This window comes from Streptomyces sp. NPDC012466 (genome assembly GCF_042955215.1).
In the GTDB taxonomy this organism is placed as follows: Bacteria; Actinomycetota; Actinomycetes; order Streptomycetales; family Streptomycetaceae; genus Streptomyces.
In genome coordinates this window covers 60853-79401 of sequence record NZ_JBIBEQ010000008.1, presented here as the reverse complement: position 1 = coordinate 79401, position 18549 = coordinate 60853, and the positions used below count along the sequence as shown (strand labels likewise).

Here is an 18549-nt window from a genome sequence, read left to right as displayed (position 1 = left end):
GCCGTGGGAGCGCTCCCTCAACCCACTTGTGACACGCGTTGAGCTCGGCTTGTACGAGCGCGGCTTAAGGGCCCCGTCAGGGGTTACCCGGCTCACATGGTGAAGCTGCATATTCCAGGACGAAAAGAACACCACGAGGGTGAGGCCCCGCCTCAGGAGAGCCCGCGACCGGGCCCCGAGGCGGAACGCCGAGAGCCTGCCGAGGCCGAACGCCGAGGACCCGCCCAGGCCGAACGCCGAGGACCCGCCCAGGCCGAACGCCGAGGACCTGCCGAAGCCGAACGCCGAGAGGCTTCCGCCCCCGTGTCCGAGGAGCCCGGGCCGAGCCCCGAGGTGGAGCGTGCGGCGCCCGACACACCGACGGACCTGCCCCGGAAGTCGTGGGGCGCGGTACTGAAGGGAAGCCTGCGGGAGTTCAAGGACGACGAGCTGACCGACCGGGCGGCGGCGCTGACCTATTACGGCGTGCTGGCGCTGTTCCCCGCGCTGCTGGTGCTGGTGTCCATGCTGGGCCTCACCGGGAAGTCGACCACGGACAAGGTGCTGGAGAACGTCCAGAAGCTGACCCCCGGCTCGGCGCGCGACATCATCACCCGGGCCGTCGAGCAGTTGCAGGGCAACGCCGGCATCGGCTCGCTGATGGCGATCGTCGGCCTCGTCCTGGCGGTCTGGTCGGCGTCCGGCTACGTGGGCGCGTTCATCCGCTCGGCCAACGCCGTCTACGACATGCCCGAGGGCCGGCCGGTGTGGAAGCTGCTGCCGGTGCGGGTGGCCGTGACGGTGGTGCTGTTGGTGATGGCCGTGGTCAGCGCCCTGATCGTGGTCTTCACCGGTGGGCTGGCCCAGCAGGTCGGGGCGACCCTGGGCATCGGCGACACCGCGCTGACGGTGTGGTCGATCGCGAAGTGGCCCGTCCTGGTCCTGCTGGTCACGACCATGATCGCGATCCTGTACTGGGCGACCCCGAACGCCAAGGTGAAGGGCTTCCGCTGGATCACGCCCGGCAGTCTGCTGGCCCTGCTGATCTGGATGATCGCGTCCGCCGGTTTCGCGTTCTACGTGGCCAACTTCGCCTCGTACAACAAGACCTACGGCACGATGGCGGGTGTCATCGTCTTCCTGGTGTGGCTGTGGATCACCAACCTGGCGATCCTGCTGGGTCTGGAGTTCGACGCGGAGACGGTGCGGCAGCGGGCCATCGCCGGTGGTCACCCGCCGGAGGCCGAGCCGTACACGCAGCCGCGTGACACCCGGACGTGGGACGAGCAGGACCGGCGCCGGCTGGAAGAGACCTGACGGGGCCGGACGGTTCAGCCGGTGAGTCCGGCGGCGACCGTCGCGCCCAGTTCCCAGCACCGCCCGAGGTCGCCCTTGTCCGGCTCGCCGGTCACGGTCACGGCCTCGGCGGTGCGGCGCCAGCCGAGGCCCGTCGTGACCGACTCGATCCCGCGCACGGCTCCGGTGACGTCGTTGCCGCCGTGCACCCAGTAGCCGAAGGGGCGTCCGCGGGTGGCGTCCAGACACGGGTAGTAGACCTGGTCGAAGAAGTGCTTGAGGGCCCCGGACATGTAGCCGAGGTTCGCGGGGGTGCCGAGGAGGAAGCCGTCGGCGGCGAGGACGTCGGAGGCGGTGGCCGACAGGGCGGGCACACGGACGACCCTGACGTTCTCGATCTCGGGGTCCGTCGCACCGGACAGGACGGCTTCGAACATCGCCTGGCAGTGGGGCGAGGGCGTGTGATGGACGATCAGCAAGGTGGCCACGGCACCTGACCTTGCCGTCCGGCCCCCGCCACCGCAAGCGGTGACGGGGGCCGGATGTCGGTGTCGTGGCTCAGCGGTTGCCGCGGCGGCGGATCAGCAGGACGGCCACCAGGACGGCACCGGCGCCCGCCAGCAGGGCGGCACGGTGGTCGCGCACCTGCTGCGGGGCCTTGTCCTGCCAGACCTGCTCGGCCTGCGCGGCCTTCTCCTTGGCGCCCTGAGCGGCGGCGGCGCCCTTCTGCTTCACCGGCTCGGGCAGCTTCTCCTCCACGGTGTGGGCGACATGCGCTGCCTTGGCCCTGGCCTGCCCGCTCCATTCCTGCGCCTTGGCCCCGGCCTGCTCCTTGACCGCGACGGCCTTTTCACGGGCGCGGGTCTTGACGTCGGCACGGTCGGCGAGTGCCTGAACGGTGTCGCCGAGCTCGTGCCGGGTGTGCTCGACCTGCTCGCGCAACTCCTCCTGGCTGCGGGCGGTCGGCTCGTCGTGCGGGGGCTGGGTCATCGCTGTGCACTCTCCTTGATCTCGGCCACATCGGCCTTCACGCTGTCGATGGTCCGCTGCGGGGCGGGCGGGGCGGCGCTGCGCACCTGCTTGCGTCCGGCCAGCGCCGTCAGGCCCGTGGCGAGGGCCAGGACGGCCGTGACGATCAGCGCCGCGGCCCACACCGGCAGCGGTACGGCCAGGGCGGCGATCACCGTGGCGACCAGGGCCTGCAGGGTGACGAAACCGAGTACGCCGGCTCCGCCGAACAGGCCGCCACCCTTGCCGTAGCGTTTGCCCTTCTCGGTCATCTCCGCCTGTGCGAGGCGCATTTCGCCGCGCACGAGCTCGGTCAGCTGCTCGGTGGCCCGTTGCACCAGCTCGCCCACCGGTTCTTCCCCGGCCTCCTGCGCGCTTCCCGCGCGGGGAGCGGCGGGGGCCGTGCGATGTGTGTCCGTGATGGCGATCACCTCCCGGTCCGTAGTTCCGGGACGGGTACCAGCGAAGGCGCAAAGAACACCTGGTCGGACGACTTTTGCTGACGATGAGTGAGCGGCGCGAAATCCGGTACCCGTCGGTCGCTCACGTACGAGAAAGGGAGGTATCGCCTTGTCGCAGGTAGAGGAATCCATCGAGGTCCGCGTGCCGGTGCACACCGCGTACAACCAGTGGACGCAGTTCGAGTCCTTCCCCGAGTTCATGGACGGTGTCGAGCGCATCGAGCAGCGCACCGACACCCTCACGCACTGGGTGACGAAGGTCGGCGGACAGGCGCGGGAGTTCGACGCGGAGATCACCGAACAGGTCCCGGACGAGCGCGTCGCCTGGACCACCGTGGGCGGCGAGGCGCGGCAGGCCGGTGTGGTGACCTTCCACCGCATCCAGGACGACACGACCAAGGTCATGCTGCAGATGGACTTCGACCCCAGTGGTGTGGCCGAGACCGTGGGCGACAAGCTCGGGTTCGTGAAGCGGCAGGTCTCCGGTGACCTGAAGCGGTTCAAGGAGTTCATGGAGACCCGCGGAGCGGAGACGGGCGCCTGGCGCGGCACGGTCTGACCCGCGGCAAGGTCTGACCCGGCATCAGGAGGCCGCCACCACTGCACGTGGTGGCGGCCTCCTGCTGTGCCCGCCCGTCATGCCGCCACCGGTCCGGCGATGCCGCTCTGGAGGAACCGCCGGGCCTGCCCGCTCAGGTCGCCCAGGCGCAGGGCGAGTTGGGCCGCCCCGTCGTAGAGGGCGTGGACGGCCCGGAGGCGCTCCAGGCGGGGGGCCAGGGCCGACAGGGCGATGGCCAGGGCGACGCCGGCCCAGGCGACGGGGCCGAGCGGGGTGCAGCCGAAGAAGTGGCTGACCCCGGGGGTCTGGACGAGGGCGGCGAGGACGGCGGCCGAGCCGAGGGCGGTGACCCACACCAGGGCGCTGTGACGCCGCCCGGAGAGGGTCTGCACGAGCTGGGCGCCGACCACCCCGCACAGGGCCATGGTGGTCGACCGGCGTTCGGTGCCGGGGGTGAGGCGGCCGATGAGGTACGCCGTGACCGCCCCGAGGCAGGTGGTGATGCCGCGGCGGCGGATGGAGCGCAACAGGGGTGCGCCGAGGGCGTCGAGGCCCATCGGGCCGGTCTCGGCGTGCTGCGCGGTCGAGGGGTCGTCGCTGGGGGTGACCGCGACGGCCATGGCCGGGAACATGTCGGTGAGCAGGTTGACCAGCAGCAGCTGACGGGTCGACAGGGGCGAGGCGCCGGCGAGCAGGGTGCCGAGGACGCTGAAGCCGACCTCGCCGGCGTTGCCGCCGATGAGGATGCTCACCGCGTCGGCGACGCTGCGCCACAGGGCGCGGCCCTCGGCGACCGCGTCCACCAGGACGGACAGGTCACCGGTGGTGAGCACGAGGTCGGCGGCGTTGCGGGCGGCCGCGGAGCCGCGGGACTCGACGCCGACTCCGACGTCGGCGGCGCGGATGGCGGCGGCGTCGTTGGCGCCGTCGCCGGCCATCGCCACGACCCGCCCGGCCTGTTGCAGGGCCTCGACGACGTGCAGCTTCTGCTCGGGCGCGACCCGGGCGATGACGCCCGCGCCGCGCAGGACCCGGACGCGTTCGCGGCGTTCCATGGCGACGAGTTCGTCACCGGTGACCGCCTCGGTCTCCTCCGGCCAGCCCAGTTGCAGGGCGATGGCGCGGGCGGTCTCCGGGTGGTCTCCGGTGAGCATGACGGGCAGGATGCCGGAGCGGCGCAGTTCCGCGAGCAGGGCGTGCGAGGTGTCGCGCGGGACGTCGGCGAGCGCGACGAAACCGCTGAACTCCAACTCGGCCAGTGCTGTGTCGAGTTCGTGTTCGGCGTCGTCGGCCCGGCAGGGGCGGCGGGCGACGGCGAGGACACGCAGTCCCTGTCCGGCCAGTGCGTGGGCGGTGTCCCAGGCGTGGCCGGGCAGGTCCCGGCAGGCGGGCAGGATCGTCTCGGGGGCGCCCTTGACGACGAGCAGTTCACCCATGTCCGGGTCGCCGTCGCGGCCGACCGCCGCGGCGTAACCGCGGCGGGTCTCGAAGGGCAGTTCCCCGGTCGGTGCCCAGCGCTCGTCGGGCGGGGCGACGTCGAGGACGGCCTCGTCGGTGGCGTGCGCGATGCGGCGGCCCTGCCCCGTCTCCTCCTGGGGGCAGGCGCGGGCGGCCAGACGCACGACGGGGGTGGCCTCGTCGGTGTCGGTGGCGAGGACGGTGCCGTCGGCGGTGGCGACGCGGACCAGACGCAGTTTGTTCTCGGTGAGGGTGCCGGTCTTGTCGAAGCAGACAGTGTCGACGCGGCCGAGCGCCTCCAGGGTGCGCGGGGTGCGGACCAGGACGCCGCGACGGGAGAGCCTGCGGGCCGCCGCCATCTGCGCGACGGTGGCGACGAGCGGAAGGCCTTCGGGGACGGCGGCGACGGCGACCGCGACACCGCCGCTGACGGCGCGCCGGACGGGGCTGCCGCGCAGCAGGGACAGCCCGGTCACGGCCGCGCCGCCGGTGAAGGTGACCGGCAGGGCCTTGCGGGTGAGTTCCTGGAGCCGGGCCTGCACTCCGGCGGGCGGCGGGGTCCGGGCGGCGAGGGTGACGGCCCGGCCGGCCTCGGTCTGGTCGCCGGTGTCCACGACGAGGGCGGTGGCCCGTCCGGCCACGACGGTGGTGCCCTCGAAGACCATGCAGGTGCGCTGCGCCACCGGCAGGCCGGGCGTGGCGTCGACGGACTTGGTCACCGGCAGGGATTCGCCCGTGAGCGCCGACTCGTCGACCTCCAGACCGTCGACCTCCAGCAGCCGTGCGTCGGCGGGTACGACGTCGCCGGCGCCGAGGCTGATCTCGTCGCCGGGCCGCAGCCGGGCGGCGTCGACGGTGACCGTGCGCCGGCGGCTGTCCTGCCTGCGGGCCTTGGGCTGCTGCCGGGCGGCGAGCCGGGCCAGGGCCTGCTCGGCCCGCAGCCGCTGCAGTCCTCCGGTCACGGCGTTGAGGTCCATGGCGCCGACGACGAGCAGCGCGTCGACGACCGAGCCGAGCAGCGCGGAGGCGACGGCCCCGGTGGCGAGGACGGGTGTGAGCGGGTCGTCGAGTTCGCGGCGGACGGCTCCGGCCGCCTGCCACGTCCAGCGGGCGGGTGCGGCGACGGGATGGCGGGTCAGACGCGCGGCCTGCTGCCGTGAGCGGTCCGCGAGCAGGGCGAGTCCGCTGGGCTCGTCGTCGCGGTCGGGTCGCCTCAGCCGGTCGCGGGCCTCGTGGGGTTCGAGGGCGTGCCAGGGGATGTGCAGCCGGGGCGGCGGCGGGGTCGCCCGGGCGACACGCGTGGCTTCGAGCCAGCCGGTGATCAGGGCGTTGGCGGCGGCGATGTTGACGGGGGCGTGCCGGGAGAGGGGCCACAGGAGGTGCCGGCCGGGGGGCTGCCCGCCCCGGGCGACGAGGAGCCCGGAGAGGGCCGCGCCCGCGCGGGCCAGGGTCTGTGAGCGGCGTCCGACGCGCCGGGCCGCCGGGATGGCGGTCAGCAGCCGCCAGACGTCGGCGAGTCCGCCCGGGGCCAGCACGTCGACTCCCCAGGAGACGGCCGCCCGCCCGTCGATGAGGGCGATGGCCACGTCACCGGCGGGCAGTCCGGCCGCGACGTGCCCGTCGCCGGACTCGTCCAGGCGGGCGACGGTCACCACCACGCGCCCCTCGTCCTGCAGGGCCCGTACGACGTCTCCGAACGGCTTGACGCTCGGGGCGACCTCGTCGGCGAGCCGGGTGATGTCCTTCAGGTCGGAGCCGCCCGCGATCACGACGTGCAGTCCTGCCCGGCGGGCGGCGTCCAGGACGGCCTCGGCGAAGGGGTGGACCAGGTCGTCGGGCAGGCCGTCCCCGGTGTCGTCCTGCCGCAGGCTGCGCAGCGCGTCGGCGTGCAGGACGAGGGCGTCGGCGATCTCCAGCTGCCGCAGGCGCTCCCCGTTGCGCAGGAGGATCCCGGCGTGGGCGAGGTAGGTGCCGAGGGTCGCGCCGAAGGCGGCCGGTCCGTACCGGGCCGCCTTGGGGGATCCGGCGAGGACGGCTTCGGCCGCGTCCGTCGCCTTGTGCGTGACGAGGAGGGTGGCGGCGGCGCCGGCGAGGCTGCCGGTGCTGGCGTGGGAGGCGTACTCCGCGGCGGGGGTCACCTTGAGCGGCGGCCGGGTGTCCGTGGGGCAGGGCAGGCTGGTGCGCCGGTGGTGGCAGACGTCGTCGTGGAGCGCCTCGAAGGCCGCGGCCCTGGCCACGGCTTCGGTGAGCTGGTTGCCGCGCAGGATGCCGTCGAGCACGAGTGCCAGCGGGGTCTGGCCGATGCCATGGGCGGCGGCGTTCGCGCCGGCGAGGACGAGTTCCATGCCGGACGTGCCGAACCGCTGCCGGAGCACGGCCCGGAAACGGGGGTTCTCGCGCAGCAGCGTGACGGCGGCGGTGATGATGCGGGAGCCGGGCGGGAGCCGCAGGGATCGGCCGGCCAGGGCACCGGCCGCGCCGGCGGCGTCCAGCAGGATCGCCGCCGCGCTCACGCGCACCTCTGCGGGGTCGCCGGGGTGGCTGGTGTCCCGGAGGGTGGGGTCGACGCTCTCGTCGAGGCCGAAGCGGGCGGCGAGCGCGGTGGCCTGTTCGGTGACTTGGTCGGTGGCGGCGTCCTCCGCCACGGTGACGACCAGGCGGGCCAGCCCCCCGTCCCAGTACGCCGTGAGCACGTCCGGGTGCTCGACCAGTTCCTCGGCGACCTTGTGGGCGAGCGCCGCGGCGTCGCCGTCGGGGTGTCGCAGGGCGAGATGGAGGCGCTGACCGGCCTTCCAGTGCCGGTCGCCGGTCAGGGCGTTGCGCGCGACGTTGCGGACGCGGCGCGTGGTGTCGTAGACGGACGTCACCGACTGGGCGGTGCTGCGGGCGGCCCCTGCGGCCGCGCCGGCCACGGCCCCGACGAGCGGGGCGGCGTCGAAGCGTGTGAGCATCTGCTGCCGTCCCGACTCAGCCGGTGGACCGGCTGTCGTGTCCGGGCCGGGGGGCCTGGTCCGGCTCCTCGCCGTGCGGGTGGTGGGCGGTGGCCTCCGCGACCTGCTTCAGGGCGGAGGCCGTGGCGGTGTCGCCGACCTTGGCGGGCTGTTCGTGGACGTGCTGGTCCGGCCGCTCGCGACGGTAGTGGGAAGCGGCGAGTCTGCCGCCCGGTCCGTACGAGGAGGTGTCCTGGTCGTCCGGCGCCTCCTGGGCGGAGCCGGCGTCACCGGTCGTGCCCGTGGGCGTCGCGCCGTTCGGTGACGCGCCGTCGGGCCGTGTGCCCGGGCGCGGCTGGGTCAGCCAGGCGACGGCCGCGCCGGTCACGGCCACCGGCCACTCCACGACTCCGGCCACGCCGAGCACGCCGGCACCGGCGTAGACGGCCATCCGGCGGCCGCGCGGCGAGACCGCGCCGATCCTGTCGAGGGCGTCGGTGGCCACCTTGCCGACCTGCTCCGCACCCGGCAGGTGCCTGAGGCCCGAGGCCACGGCCCGCAACGGCTGCGGAAGATCGGACGAACGTGGTGTCTCCTGGTTCATGTCGACCTCCACAAGCGCGTCGTCCAGCGGCTTCATCCGGTTTCCCAGCTCTGTGACCCATATTCCGTCTTTGGTGGGGTATGCGCTTGTCTTGTTCGGCCGGACCCGGTGGGGCCGGGAGGTCAGATGACGGTTTCGCCGTCGTGGACTCCGCCCATGCAGCGCTTGGTGTATCCCTGCGCGCCGTCGCCCACGGCGGAGATGATGATCATGCCGCCACCGGCGACGCACTGACTCGCGGTGACGTCCGCCGGCAGGGCGGCGGCGTGGGCGGGCAGGGCGAGCAGGGACACGGTCAGGGCGGTGAGCAGGGCGTACGGCAGCGTGCGCATCGGGGCTCCTTCAGCGGGCGGGCGGCCGGGCGGTCCGCCGTATCAGGCTCGCCAGAGTGCGCGGTCGTCGCCACCCGGGGAGGAGGGCCGGGCCGGTGGGGCCATCGATGGCGCCGTCGCCTCGGCGCCCGGCGGTCCGGAGCATGGTCCGCGGACGTCCTCCGGCACCGTCCCCTCGTCCGCCGTCACGAACGCCACGAACGGCGCACCGGGCACCCGGTCCGGTGTTCGTGCGGATGCCCTCGGCGCAGGGCAGGCAGCCGGCCGTCACGGTCGACGCCTCGCGGTTGCCGGTCGGCCGCGAGGACGAGCCGAGCCCCGCGGTGCGGTCGCGAACGAGCGCGGCCGGACTCCGGCCGTCGCCGTCCCGCCCGGCGGCGGGCTTCCCGCAGCGCGCCGGAGCGGGTGGGCAGCGGTCTGTTCGCGGACACCGACGCCGAGCGCAGGCCCACCGCCGGCGCGCCGCCGGCAGACCGGGGGTTGGGTTCCTCGCTGCCCCGCGGCGTCCTCGTACGGATGCCGGTCCGGTACGCGACGATCTCCGGGGAGCGGGGCAGGCCCGGGGTGCGATCGCCCACTCCCCCGGCGTCGCCGACGGCCCGGCCTGTCGCTGACACCCCGGGACTACGCCCCGCCCGATCCACCCGGGCCGAGGGTGCGCACCGGGGAGGCCCTCGCCGCCGACGGAGTGCGGATGCACCGGGCGGAGGACTTCGCCCGGTCGCATCCGGCGGGGGGCGAGGTGCACTGCGCGGCGAACGACCTGCGGCAGGTCTCCGGGGGAACCCGTGGTGGCGCACCGCCCGGGCCGGTGAGGGGCAGGGCTCCGCCGCTCTTCGGAAGCCGTCCGTGTCGGGGCGGGAGCGCCGGGTACTCAATGCAGGCAAACAGCCGTCTCGGGTCCGGGCACCGCACGGGAGCGACGTGTCCGGTTCGGCGAAGGAGTGGTCATGACGCAGAACGGTGATGACGCGACGCTCGTCCGGCGACCGGGGATCCCCGATCTCCGCACGGCACCGGACGGGGACGAGCCCGCGCCACCACAGGACCCGCAGGCGGACCAGCCGCTGCAGGAACTCCCGCAGGACCGCAACCAGGCGCTCCTGGAGGCGGCCAAGCAGGTCGGCGCCCTGCTGAAACGCAAGGGGCACCTGTTCGCACTGGCCGGCAGTGTGGCCGCGTACGCCCACGGCGGCGAGAAGAACCTCCAGCACGACGTCGACTTCGCTATCCGCCCCGAGGACGCGGAAGCGGTGGCGGCCACGCTTCACGAAGCCGGGCTGACGGTGTACACCCCGCCGGAGGACTGGCTGATCAAAGCCACGTGCTTCGGGCAGCCGGTGGACATCATCTTCGAACTGGCGCACCGGCCGGTCGGCACGGACATGCTGGAGCGGGCGGAGGAGCTGTCGGTCGACTCGGTGCGCATGCCCGTGCTGGCCCCCACCGATCTGCTGTGGAGCCTGACCGCCGCGTTCTCCGAGCACCACTGCGACTTCGGGGCGGCCCTGCCCATCGCGCGCGCCCTGCGGGAGAAGGTCGACTGGGAGAAGGTACGGCGTGAGTGCGGGGACGAGCCCATGCCCGCGGCCTTCTTCTTCCTCCTGGAGCGCCTGAACGTCATCTGAAGGAGCACCCATGAGCACCCACGGTTCACAGGACGCGGGCGGCGGGCCGCCCGCCGAGAACCTGGAATACCGCATCGCCCACCTCCAGGACCGCCTCGCCTCCGGCGAACTCGGTGAACTGGGCGTACGCGTCGAGGCCCGCGGCCGGACGGTCCTGCTGACCGGCACCGTGCCCTCGACGCCCTGCCGCGACGAGATCGTGCGCACCGTCCACGAGGAGCTCGCCGGATTCCCCGTGCACAGCGACCTCGTGGTCACCGAGGCGTCCTCCCCCGACCACGCGGAGGAACTCTCATGATCCGCATCGCAGCCGTCGGAGACATCCACATGGGGCCCGACAGCCAGGGCGTGCTCCGCCCCGCCTTCGAGACCCTGCCCGAGTGCGCCGACCTCCTGCTCCTGGCCGGGGACCTCACCCGGCACGGCACGCCCGAGGAGATGCGGGTGGTGGCCCGGGAGATCGAGGGCCTCGCCGTTCCGGTCGTCGCCGTCCTGGGCAACCACGACCACCACGACGACCGCCCGGACGAGGTCACGGCCATCCTCCGGGACGCGGGCGCCCATGTCCTGGAAGGGCAGGGCACGGTCGTCGAGAGCGGCGGGGCGCGGATCGGCGTCGCCGGGACCAAGGGGTTCGGCGGTGGCTTCGTGGGTCGCTGCGCGGGGGAGTTCGGCGAGCCGGTCATGAAGGAGTTCGTCCGGCACTCGCGCCGATGCGCCGACGGGCTGCGAACCGCCCTGGAGCAACTGGACGAGGAGGACTGTGACGCGCGGATCGCCCTGACCCACTACTCCCCCGTCGCGGACACACTGGCGGGCGAGCCGCTGGAGATCCACCCGTTCCTGGGCAGCTATCTGCTGGCGGAGGCGATCGACACCGCCGGTGCCGACCTCGCGGTGCACGGGCACGCGCACGCCGGCACGGAACACGGCATGACGAGCGGTGGCGTGCGGGTGCGCAACGTCGCCCAGCCGGTCATCGGACGGGCCTTCCACGTCTACCACCTTCCGGTCCACGAGCGCGCCACGACCGGAGCCGCCGCACAACAGGCCCGCTGAGCCACCCCTTTACCCTCGCGCCGCCGGCGAACGCCGGCGGCGCTTCGTGTTGTCCTCCCCCGGGCGCGCCGGACCGCTCGTGTACCGCCTGTGGTGTGAACCCCCCGCACGTCGAGCCCGTTTCAGGCATTTTGTCTGCTTAGCATGCGAGCTCCGCGCTCCGCACGTCGGCGATGTCCCCACGCGTCCGCCCGGGGCGCACGTGCCCCGTACGAGAGGACATCAGATGGCGCTGACGGGCCGTCAAAAACCACCCTCCGAGCACGCCTTCTCCCCGCACGACGCCGTACTGCGCGGTGCGGCGCCGCACGTCGCCCGCCGTCGCTTCCTGACCGTCACCGCGGCCGCCGCGATGCTCGCCTTCAGCACCAACCGGCCGGCGCGTGGCGCCACCGCCGCTCGCGAACTCGACGCGGCCCGGATCACCGACGACCCGTTCACTCTCGGCGTGGCCTCCGGGGACCCGCTGCCGGACTCGGTGCTGCTCTGGACACGGCTCGCGCCCCAGCCGTTCGCGGAGGACGGCGGCCTCGGCCAGGAGCGGGTCGCCGTCTCCTGGGAAGTGGCCATGGACGAGTGGTTCGTCATCGTCGAGCAGGAGGGCACCGCCACGGCCCACCCCGAGTACGCCCACAGCGTGCACGTCGACGTCAAGGGCCTGAGGCCGGACAGCGAGTACTACTACCGGTTCCGGGTGGGCTCGTGGATCAGCCCCGTGGGCCGCACCCGCACCGCCCCGCCGCCGGGCAGTGACACCGACCGCCTGCGGCTCGCCGCCGTCGCCTGCCAGGCCTACCAGGACGGGTACTACACCGCCCACCGGCATCTGGCGCAGGAGGACGTCGACGTCGTCTTCTTCCTCGGCGACTACCTGTACGAGTACGCCGTGGACTCCGCCGGCGGGGCCCGCCGCTACACCGACCGCAAACTGCCCGACGTGTTCAACCGCGAGACGACCACGCTCGCGGACTACCGGCTGCGCTACTCGCTCTACAAGAGCGACCCGGACCTTCAGGCCGCGCACGCCCAGCACCCGTTCGTCGTCACCTGGGACGACCACGAAACGGAGAACAACTACGCGGGCTCCTACGACGAGAAGGGCAGCCCCCCGGAGGAGTTCCTGGTACGCCGGGCCGCCGCCTACCGGGCGTACTGGGAGAACCAGCCGCTGCGCGCCGAGCAGTTGCCGAACGGGCCCGACGCCCGGTTGTACCGCCGGCTGGCATGGGGTTCGCTCGCCCAGTTCGACATCCTCGACACCCGCCAGTACCGCTCCGACCAGGCCTACAGCGACCGGCCGCACGCGCCGGGACCGGAGTCGGACGATCCGGCCCGTACCCTCACCGGTGCCGCTCAGGAGCAGTGGCTGCTGAACGGCTGGCGGGACTCCGACGCGCTGTGGCACGTGATGCCCCAGCAGGTGTGCTTCTCGCAGCGCAAGTTCGACCTGACAGCACCGGCCCGGGTCTCCATGGACGCCTGGGACGGCTACCGGGCCTCCCGCGACCGCGTCATGGCCGGCGCGAAGGCCGCGGGCATCTCCAACCTCATGGTCCTCACCGGCGACGTCCACGTCGGATACGCCTTCGACATCAAGGAGAACTTCGACGACCCGGCCTCCAAGACGGTCGGAACGGAGTTCACCTGCACCTCCGTCGCCAGTGGCGGGAACGGCGCCGCGAAGCCCGCCGAGTGGGACACCTACATGAAGGCCAACCCCCACATGAAGTACTTCGACGGCCGGCGCGGATACGTCCGCGTCGACATGGACCGCGACCTCTCGCAGGTCGACTTCCGGACCGTCCCGGCCATCACGACGCCCGGGGGCGGCATCTCGACGACCGCGTCCTTCGTCACGGAGGCGGGTTCGCCCGGCCTGAAGTCCGCGTGAGGCGTCCGCCGTACTGCACATGGCGCCGTTCCCCGCACCAAAGCGCGAAACGGTGCGGCCCGGGACATCACACCGCGCCGTTCCGGCAAGGCCTGCACCGAAAACCGCACCGCAACACGCACCGACGCTGTGATCGAAGGAGACGCATCGCATGGTCCACAGACATGCCGTGACCGGTCGCCGGGTGGCGCTGACCGCGCTCGGCGCGCTCGTCGCGACCGGGATCCCCGCCGCCGTGGCGGCCGAGCCGACGCCCGCGGCCGGCCCCCTGCCCTCGGCCGCCCAGACCCTCGGCGCCGACCGGCCCTCGACCCCGGTACTGCGCGCCATGGAGCGCGACCTCGGGCTGACGCCGGCCCAGGCGTCCCGGCGACTGGTCAACGAGGCGGAGGCGGGCACGCGGGCGGGGCGGCTGCGCAACGCCCTGGGTGAGCGCTTCGCCGGGGCCTGGCTGCGCGGTACGACGTCGCAGGAGCTCGTCGTGGCCACCACGGACGCCGCGGACGTGGCCGCCATCAAGGCGCAGGGCGCGAAGGCGATCGTCGTGAAGAGGCCGCTGCGCGACCTGCGGGCCGCCAAGCAGAAGCTCGACGCGGCGTCCGCCCGGGTCAGCACCCGCGAGACGCCCCTGTGGTACGTCGACATTCCGGCCAACCGGGTCGTGGTGGAGGCCGGGACCAAGGCCGCGGCGGCCGCGTTCGTCAAGGCCGCCGGTCTCGACGCCAGGAGCGTGAGCGTGAAGCTCACGGCGAACCGGCCGCGGCTCATGGAGGACATCACCGGCGGCGACGCCTACTACATCGACGGCACCGCTCGCTGCTCCATCGGTTTCTCCGTCACCAAGGGCGAGCAGGAGGGCTTCGCCTCGGCGGGCCACTGCGGCAAGCCGGGCGCCAAGACGACCGGGCACAACAAGGCGGACCAGGGCACGTTCCAGGCCTCCACCTTCCCCGGCAAGGACATGTCGTGGGTGGCCGTCAACGACCCGTGGAAGGCCACGCCGAACGTGAAGGGCGAGGGCGGGCAGGCGGTGCAGATCACCGGCTCGGTCCAGGCGCTGGTCGGGGCGGCGATCTGCCGCTCGGGCTCCACCACGGGGTGGCACTGCGGCAAGGTCGAGCAGCACGACACGAGTGTCAGCTACGCCGAGGGCAAGGTGGACGGCCTGACGCAGACGACGGTGTGCGCCGAGCCGGGCGACTCCGGCGGGCCGTACGTCTCGGGCGTCCAGGCACAGGGCGTGACGTCCGGCGGCTCCGGCGACTGCGCGACCGGCGGCACCACATTCTACCAGCCGATCAACGCGCTGCTCAGCGATTTCGGCCTCACCCTAGCCACCGCCGAGGAGGAGTCCCCGCCACCCCAGGGCAACGCCGCGCAGACCTGGGCCGCGGGCCGCGTCTACGAGGCCGGGGTCACGGTGACGCACGCCGGTGTGCGCTACCAGTGTCTTCAGACGCACCAGGCCCAGGGCCCCTGGGCGCCCACCGCCACCCCTGCCCTCTGGCAGCGGGTGTGACGAAGGGTCAGGGCTGTCCGGTGCCGGCGCGGCACGTGCCGTCGGCGCCGGGCCTGCCCCGCTACTCGCCCGCCAGCAGCGCGTACGCGGTGGCGACGAACGGGTCGTGGGCGCGGAAGCGGCGGGTGCAGACGGCGGCCAGTGCCGTGCCGGTGCCGGGGCAAAAGCCCAGGAACGCCTGCTGGCCCAGGGTCGCGCCGCTGTGGAAGTACATCGGCCCGCCGTCGGTGGGGTGACGGAACCAGGCGATGGTGTGCACGTGGCGGTGCGTCAGGCCCCGGCGGAGCACGGGGCGGCGCACCGCGCGCAGAGCGGGGGCGAGGGCCGGTGGCGCGTCGTCCGGGTAGAGGTGGGCTTCGAGGAAGGTGAGCAGGTCGTGCGGCGTGGCGCGTACGGCACCGGCCGCCTGGAAGCCGCCGGCGTCGAAGGGGGGCACGGGTGTCTCGCCGTCCTTGCCGTGTCCGACGGCGTCGAGTCCGGAGTCGTCCGCGCGCAGGGTCGTGCCGCCGAGGTTCAGCGGGCGCAGCACCTGGTCGGTGAGCAGGTCCTCCCAGGGTGTGCCGGTCGCGGCGGCCAGGGCGTGTCCGAGCACGGCGACGCCGTAGTTGGAGTAGCGCCAGCGGGTGCCGGGGCGGCGCCGCTGCCGGTGGCGCAGGTAGGCGTCGACGACAAGGGCGGCGGGGAAGCGGGCGTAGGGGTTGGAGTGCCAGGCGGGCAGGCCGCGCAGGAAGAAGCCGGCCGGGAGCGCGGGCAGTCCCGAGGTGTGGGTGATCAGGTGGGCGAGCGTCACCGGGGTCGCACCGGGGGGCCGGCCCGCGTCCAGGAGGGTGGTGGCCGGTTCACCCCCCGACAGTTCGCCGGCGTGGATCAGCCGGGCCAGGAGCAGGCCGGTGAACGTCTTGGTGGCCGAGCCGATCTCGTGGCGCAGGTCCTCGCGGGGCAGCGGTGGGGGCGGGGCGGTGCCGCCGCTCACGACGGTGCGGTGGCCGTGCCGTGAGAGGGCGAAGACGACGTCCGGGGCGTCGGACGCGGTGACGGCGTCCGCCAGGCGCTCGGCCGGTCGCAGGTCGTCCGGGGGAACGTCCGCGGGCGGGACACGCAGGGCCCGGGTCGTGGCAGCGGCCCGAGGAGTCGTACCCCCCGGTGGTGAGTCGCGCGGGGTCGAGGGCTGCGCGGCCCGCGAGGCGGGAGCGCCGGTCGTGGACACGGTCCCCCATGCGGAGGGGCCGGCCGGTGCCGTGGCCTGATCGTCGAGCGGTTCGGGTTCGCCCGGCCACGGGAGCGGCCGACGGAGCGTCATGACGCGTGCGCCAGCCCCGACAGGGCCCGGGACGTGGCCAGGACCGAGGCGAACGCGGCGACCAGGGTCGGGTGGTAGACGATGTCGAACACCTCGTCGGGTGTGCCCTCGGGCATCGTGCGGATCGCGGGCATCGCCCCGTCGGGCTGCTGCGCGGCGGCGAAGGCCCGCCAGGCGCGGTCGTCCAGGGTCGGACGGGGCAGGCAGGCGTCGACCACGAGCAGCTCGCCGAGCAGGTCCCAGCGCTCCAGGTCCAGCCAGTCGTCGATCCAGACCGGCAGCCAGGTGGCGAGGTAGTCGACGATGTCCGGCGGCAGGCCGTCGGGGTTCTCGCCCCAGTCGGTGAGGTGGAAGACGGTGTGGGTGACGTCGTAGGCGATGTGGCCTTCCACGGTCCAGGGTTCCGGGGTGCGGGCCAGCCAGGTCGTGCCCACGAGGTCGGCCTCGGGCGGGCGGGGTGTGAGGCCGTAGCGGCGCTGGAACGCGGAGAGGCCGAGCCGTCGGGTCGGGGTCGTCTCGAACGCGATCCAGCTGTCCAGCCGGTGGTTCAGGACGGCGGCCCTCTCGACGTCCGGCTGGCTGTAGCCCAGTTCCTTGAAGGGGAGGTAGACCTCGAACGGGATGGGTGAGATCGGCTCCGTCCGCTGTCCGCGGACCAGCATGGTGCCGCCGTCGAGGGTCTCGCGCCAGGCGTGGTCGAGCAGTTGGCGCGCGAGCTGGGCCTGGCGTGAGCCGGCCACTCCCTCGCGGAACAGCACTTTGCAGATCAGGGCCAGTTCGCCGACGGGCTTGAAGCGCTCCAGGAAGCCGATCTCGGGGTCCACGTCGGGTTCCAGGCGGAATCCGTCCCGGTGGGCCCACAGCCATTCGATGGCGCCCACTCCGACGGTGTGTATCAGGCGGGTGTCGGTCATACCGGTGCTCCTTGTCCGGCGGTGAGTGCCGCCGCGAAGGCCGCCATGAGGGTGGAGTGGTAGTGGTGCGCGAAGTACCGGTCCGGGTCCCCCGCGTCTGCCTCCTCGGGGAGCGCGCCGGACGGGTCCTGCGCCGCCGCGATCCGCTCCCAGGCGTCGCCGGGGACGGCGTCGTCCGGCAGGCCGGGCACGCTCGCGGCCACGGCGAGCAGTTCGCAGGAGAGGTCCCACATCCGCGCGTCCAGGCAGGTGTCGAGCCAGGGCGGCAGCCAGTCGGCGAGGTAGGCGGTCAGGTCGGAGGGGAAGCCCTGCGGGGCGCGTCCCCAGTCGGTGAGGTGGAAGACGACGTGGGTGAGCGCGTAGCCGGCGGACCGCTCGAAGGTCCAGGGTTCCGGCAGGCCGCCCAGCCAGGTGCGGCGCAGCACCTGCTCGCCGGGCCCGTCCCGGTGGACGCCGCCCCGTTCCTCGGCCTTGAGGACGCCCAGGCGGCGGGTCGGTTCCTGTTCGGTGAGCTGCCAGCCGCGGGTGCGGGCGACCGTGGCGGTCGCGGCTTCGTACGTGGCGTGGCGGAATCCGGCCGCGGCCAGGGCGGCGTAGACCTCCAGCGGGTAGGTGGCGAAGGGCTCCAGCCGTTGCAGCAGGAGGAACAGCTCGCCGTCGCCGGTCTGCCGCCAGGCGAAGGCCAGCAGGTCGGCCGCACACGTGTGCAGGGGGTCGGCGGGGGGCGTGCGGCGGGTGACGCTCGCACACACCTGGGCCAGTTCGCCCAGCGGTTTCCAGCTGCTGTTGACCTGCGCGTCGGCGGCCAGCGCGTCCTCGCCGAGGGCGAAGTCCGCGCGGTGCGTGGACGCCCAGGCCAGCGCGGTCCGCGCCACCTGCCGGAGCTGCGTGGCCTGTGCCGTCGTCACACCGGTGCTCCGGCGCGCAGGCGGCGGGCCGCCGCCACCTGGAGTTCCACGAGCGGGTCGTGGCCGGCCATGAGTTCCACGAAGTCCAGGCCGGCCGGGAGTCCCAGGGTCTCGGGGACGCCGTGCAGCAGGGTGAGCCAGCGGCCGGCACCGGCGGCCTGCCGCCAGTCCCTGCGGCGCACCGCGCGCACGAATCCGCGGGCCACGTCCACGGGGCGGCCCTGTGCCACGCGGGACACGGCGCAGTCCTCGCCGGGCAGGGCGAGGGGGGCCAGCACCGCGAGTTGATGGGTCAGGACCTGCCAGCTCGCGTCGGCGAGCCACTCGGCACCGGGTTCCGTGCCGTCGGCGGTTCCGGCCGCGGACGGCGGGTCGAGCCGGCGCAGGGTGCGTGCCATGGCCCAGTGGCTCCACAGCACGGTGGGGGCGGAGTCGGCGCGCGGCGGGTAGGACTCCACGGACTTGCGGAACACGGCGAGTTCGTCCGGGTCGGGCGGGGTGCCCAGCAGGACGGCCGGCAGCAGCGCATCGGCTCCCAGCACGCGGACGGCCGCGAGTGCGAGACTTCCCTCCTGCGCGTCGACCGGCCCGGTGGCGGCCGCTCGCGCGTGGTCTCCGCCCCGGAGGGCGGAGACCACACTGGAGGCGAGGTCCTGCACCGCGCCCTGCAAGAGGGTCGAAGTGCCAGACTGCTCCATTGACT

At 73.6% G+C, this 18549-nt stretch carries 17 protein-coding genes; 7 read left to right on the top strand and 10 right to left on the bottom strand.

Going from position 1 to position 18549, the window contains the following annotated elements:
• The first annotated feature begins 99 nt into the window (after positions 1-99).
• Positions 100-1296 carry a YhjD/YihY/BrkB family envelope integrity protein gene (locus ACFY9E_RS27875; protein ID WP_390989159.1) on the top strand — a complete coding sequence of 399 codons (1197 nt, stop codon included), beginning with the start codon at positions 100-102 and terminating at the stop codon, positions 1294-1296.
• 14 nt (positions 1297-1310) lie between these two features.
• On the opposite strand, the gene ACFY9E_RS27870 is transcribed toward ACFY9E_RS27875, so the two are convergent.
• The 3 genes from ACFY9E_RS27870 to ACFY9E_RS27860 form a co-directional block, all read right to left on the bottom strand.
• A complete protein-coding gene (locus tag ACFY9E_RS27870; RefSeq protein WP_390988527.1) occupies positions 1311-1763 on the bottom strand; it encodes an NAD(P)H-dependent oxidoreductase in 453 nt (150 codons plus the stop codon).
• 70 nt (positions 1764-1833) lie between these two features.
• The gene (locus ACFY9E_RS27865; protein WP_390988525.1) at positions 1834-2265 is read right to left on the bottom strand and encodes a DUF3618 domain-containing protein; all 432 of its coding nucleotides are present in this window, start codon (positions 2263-2265) and stop codon (positions 1834-1836) included.
• The gene (locus ACFY9E_RS27860; RefSeq protein WP_390989158.1) at positions 2262-2633 is read right to left on the bottom strand and encodes a phage holin family protein; all 372 of its coding nucleotides are present in this window, start codon (positions 2631-2633) and stop codon (positions 2262-2264) included. The genes ACFY9E_RS27865 and ACFY9E_RS27860 overlap by 4 nt, the downstream gene beginning before the upstream one ends.
• A gap of 220 nt (positions 2634-2853) precedes the next feature.
• Here ACFY9E_RS27860 and ACFY9E_RS27855 point away from each other — a divergent pair, with 220 nt between their 5' ends.
• Positions 2854-3303 carry an SRPBCC family protein gene (locus ACFY9E_RS27855; protein ID WP_390988523.1) on the top strand — a complete coding sequence of 150 codons (450 nt, stop codon included), beginning with the start codon at positions 2854-2856 and terminating at the stop codon, positions 3301-3303.
• A 77-nt stretch (positions 3304-3380) separates the two neighbouring features.
• Here the strand turns inward: ACFY9E_RS27855 and ACFY9E_RS27850 are convergent, their stop codons facing one another.
• The 3 genes from ACFY9E_RS27850 to ACFY9E_RS27840 all read right to left on the bottom strand — a co-directional run bounded on the left by ACFY9E_RS27850 (position 3381) and on the right by ACFY9E_RS27840 (position 8627).
• Complete coding sequence (locus ACFY9E_RS27850; protein ID WP_390988521.1) at positions 3381-7712, bottom strand: HAD-IC family P-type ATPase; 4332 nt, start codon at positions 7710-7712, stop codon at positions 3381-3383.
• A 16-nt stretch (positions 7713-7728) separates the two neighbouring features.
• The gene (locus tag ACFY9E_RS27845; RefSeq protein ID WP_390988520.1) at positions 7729-8331 is read right to left on the bottom strand and encodes a hypothetical protein; all 603 of its coding nucleotides are present in this window, start codon (positions 8329-8331) and stop codon (positions 7729-7731) included.
• Positions 8332-8417: 86 nt separating this feature from the next.
• Positions 8418-8627, bottom strand: coding sequence for a hypothetical protein (locus tag ACFY9E_RS27840; RefSeq protein ID WP_390988518.1), 210 nt, complete (start codon positions 8625-8627; stop codon positions 8418-8420).
• A 950-nt stretch (positions 8628-9577) separates the two neighbouring features.
• On the opposite strand from ACFY9E_RS27840, the gene ACFY9E_RS27835 reads away from it, so the two are divergent.
• The 5 genes from ACFY9E_RS27835 to ACFY9E_RS27815 all read left to right on the top strand — a co-directional run bounded on the left by ACFY9E_RS27835 (position 9578) and on the right by ACFY9E_RS27815 (position 14724).
• Positions 9578-10255 (top strand): nucleotidyltransferase family protein, encoded by a 678-nt coding sequence (locus ACFY9E_RS27835; protein ID WP_390988517.1) that lies wholly within the window; start codon positions 9578-9580, stop codon positions 10253-10255.
• 10 nt (positions 10256-10265) lie between these two features.
• A complete protein-coding gene (locus ACFY9E_RS27830) occupies positions 10266-10553 on the top strand; it encodes a BON domain-containing protein (protein WP_390988515.1) in 288 nt (95 codons plus the stop codon).
• Positions 10550-11314, top strand: coding sequence for a metallophosphoesterase (locus tag ACFY9E_RS27825; RefSeq protein ID WP_390988513.1), 765 nt, complete (start codon positions 10550-10552; stop codon positions 11312-11314). Before ACFY9E_RS27830 ends, ACFY9E_RS27825 begins: the two co-directional genes overlap by 4 nt.
• 226 nt (positions 11315-11540) lie before the next feature.
• Positions 11541-13205, top strand: a complete 1665-nt coding sequence (locus tag ACFY9E_RS27820; protein ID WP_390988511.1) for an alkaline phosphatase D family protein — start codon at positions 11541-11543, stop codon at positions 13203-13205.
• A gap of 151 nt (positions 13206-13356) precedes the next feature.
• On the top strand, positions 13357-14724 hold the full coding sequence (locus tag ACFY9E_RS27815) for an alpha-lytic protease prodomain-containing protein (protein WP_390988509.1): 1368 nt from the start codon (positions 13357-13359) through the stop codon (positions 14722-14724).
• Positions 14725-14785: 61 nt separating this feature from the next.
• Here ACFY9E_RS27815 and ACFY9E_RS27810 read toward each other — a convergent pair whose 3' ends face one another.
• From ACFY9E_RS27810 to ACFY9E_RS27795, 4 genes are all read right to left on the bottom strand, one after another.
• Positions 14786-15931, bottom strand: coding sequence for a serine hydrolase (locus ACFY9E_RS27810; RefSeq protein WP_390988508.1), 1146 nt, complete (start codon positions 15929-15931; stop codon positions 14786-14788).
• An 89-nt stretch (positions 15932-16020) separates the two neighbouring features.
• Positions 16021-16938, bottom strand: a complete 918-nt coding sequence (locus tag ACFY9E_RS27805) for a DUF6895 family protein (protein ID WP_390988506.1) — start codon at positions 16936-16938, stop codon at positions 16021-16023.
• Positions 16935-17846 (bottom strand): DUF6895 family protein, encoded by a 912-nt coding sequence (locus ACFY9E_RS27800; RefSeq protein WP_390988505.1) that lies wholly within the window; start codon positions 17844-17846, stop codon positions 16935-16937. Before ACFY9E_RS27800 ends, ACFY9E_RS27805 begins: the two co-directional genes overlap by 4 nt.
• Positions 17843-18544 (bottom strand): hypothetical protein, encoded by a 702-nt coding sequence (locus tag ACFY9E_RS27795; protein ID WP_390988503.1) that lies wholly within the window; start codon positions 18542-18544, stop codon positions 17843-17845. The genes ACFY9E_RS27800 and ACFY9E_RS27795 overlap by 4 nt, the downstream gene beginning before the upstream one ends.
• Between the last annotated feature and the right edge of the window lie 5 nt (positions 18545-18549).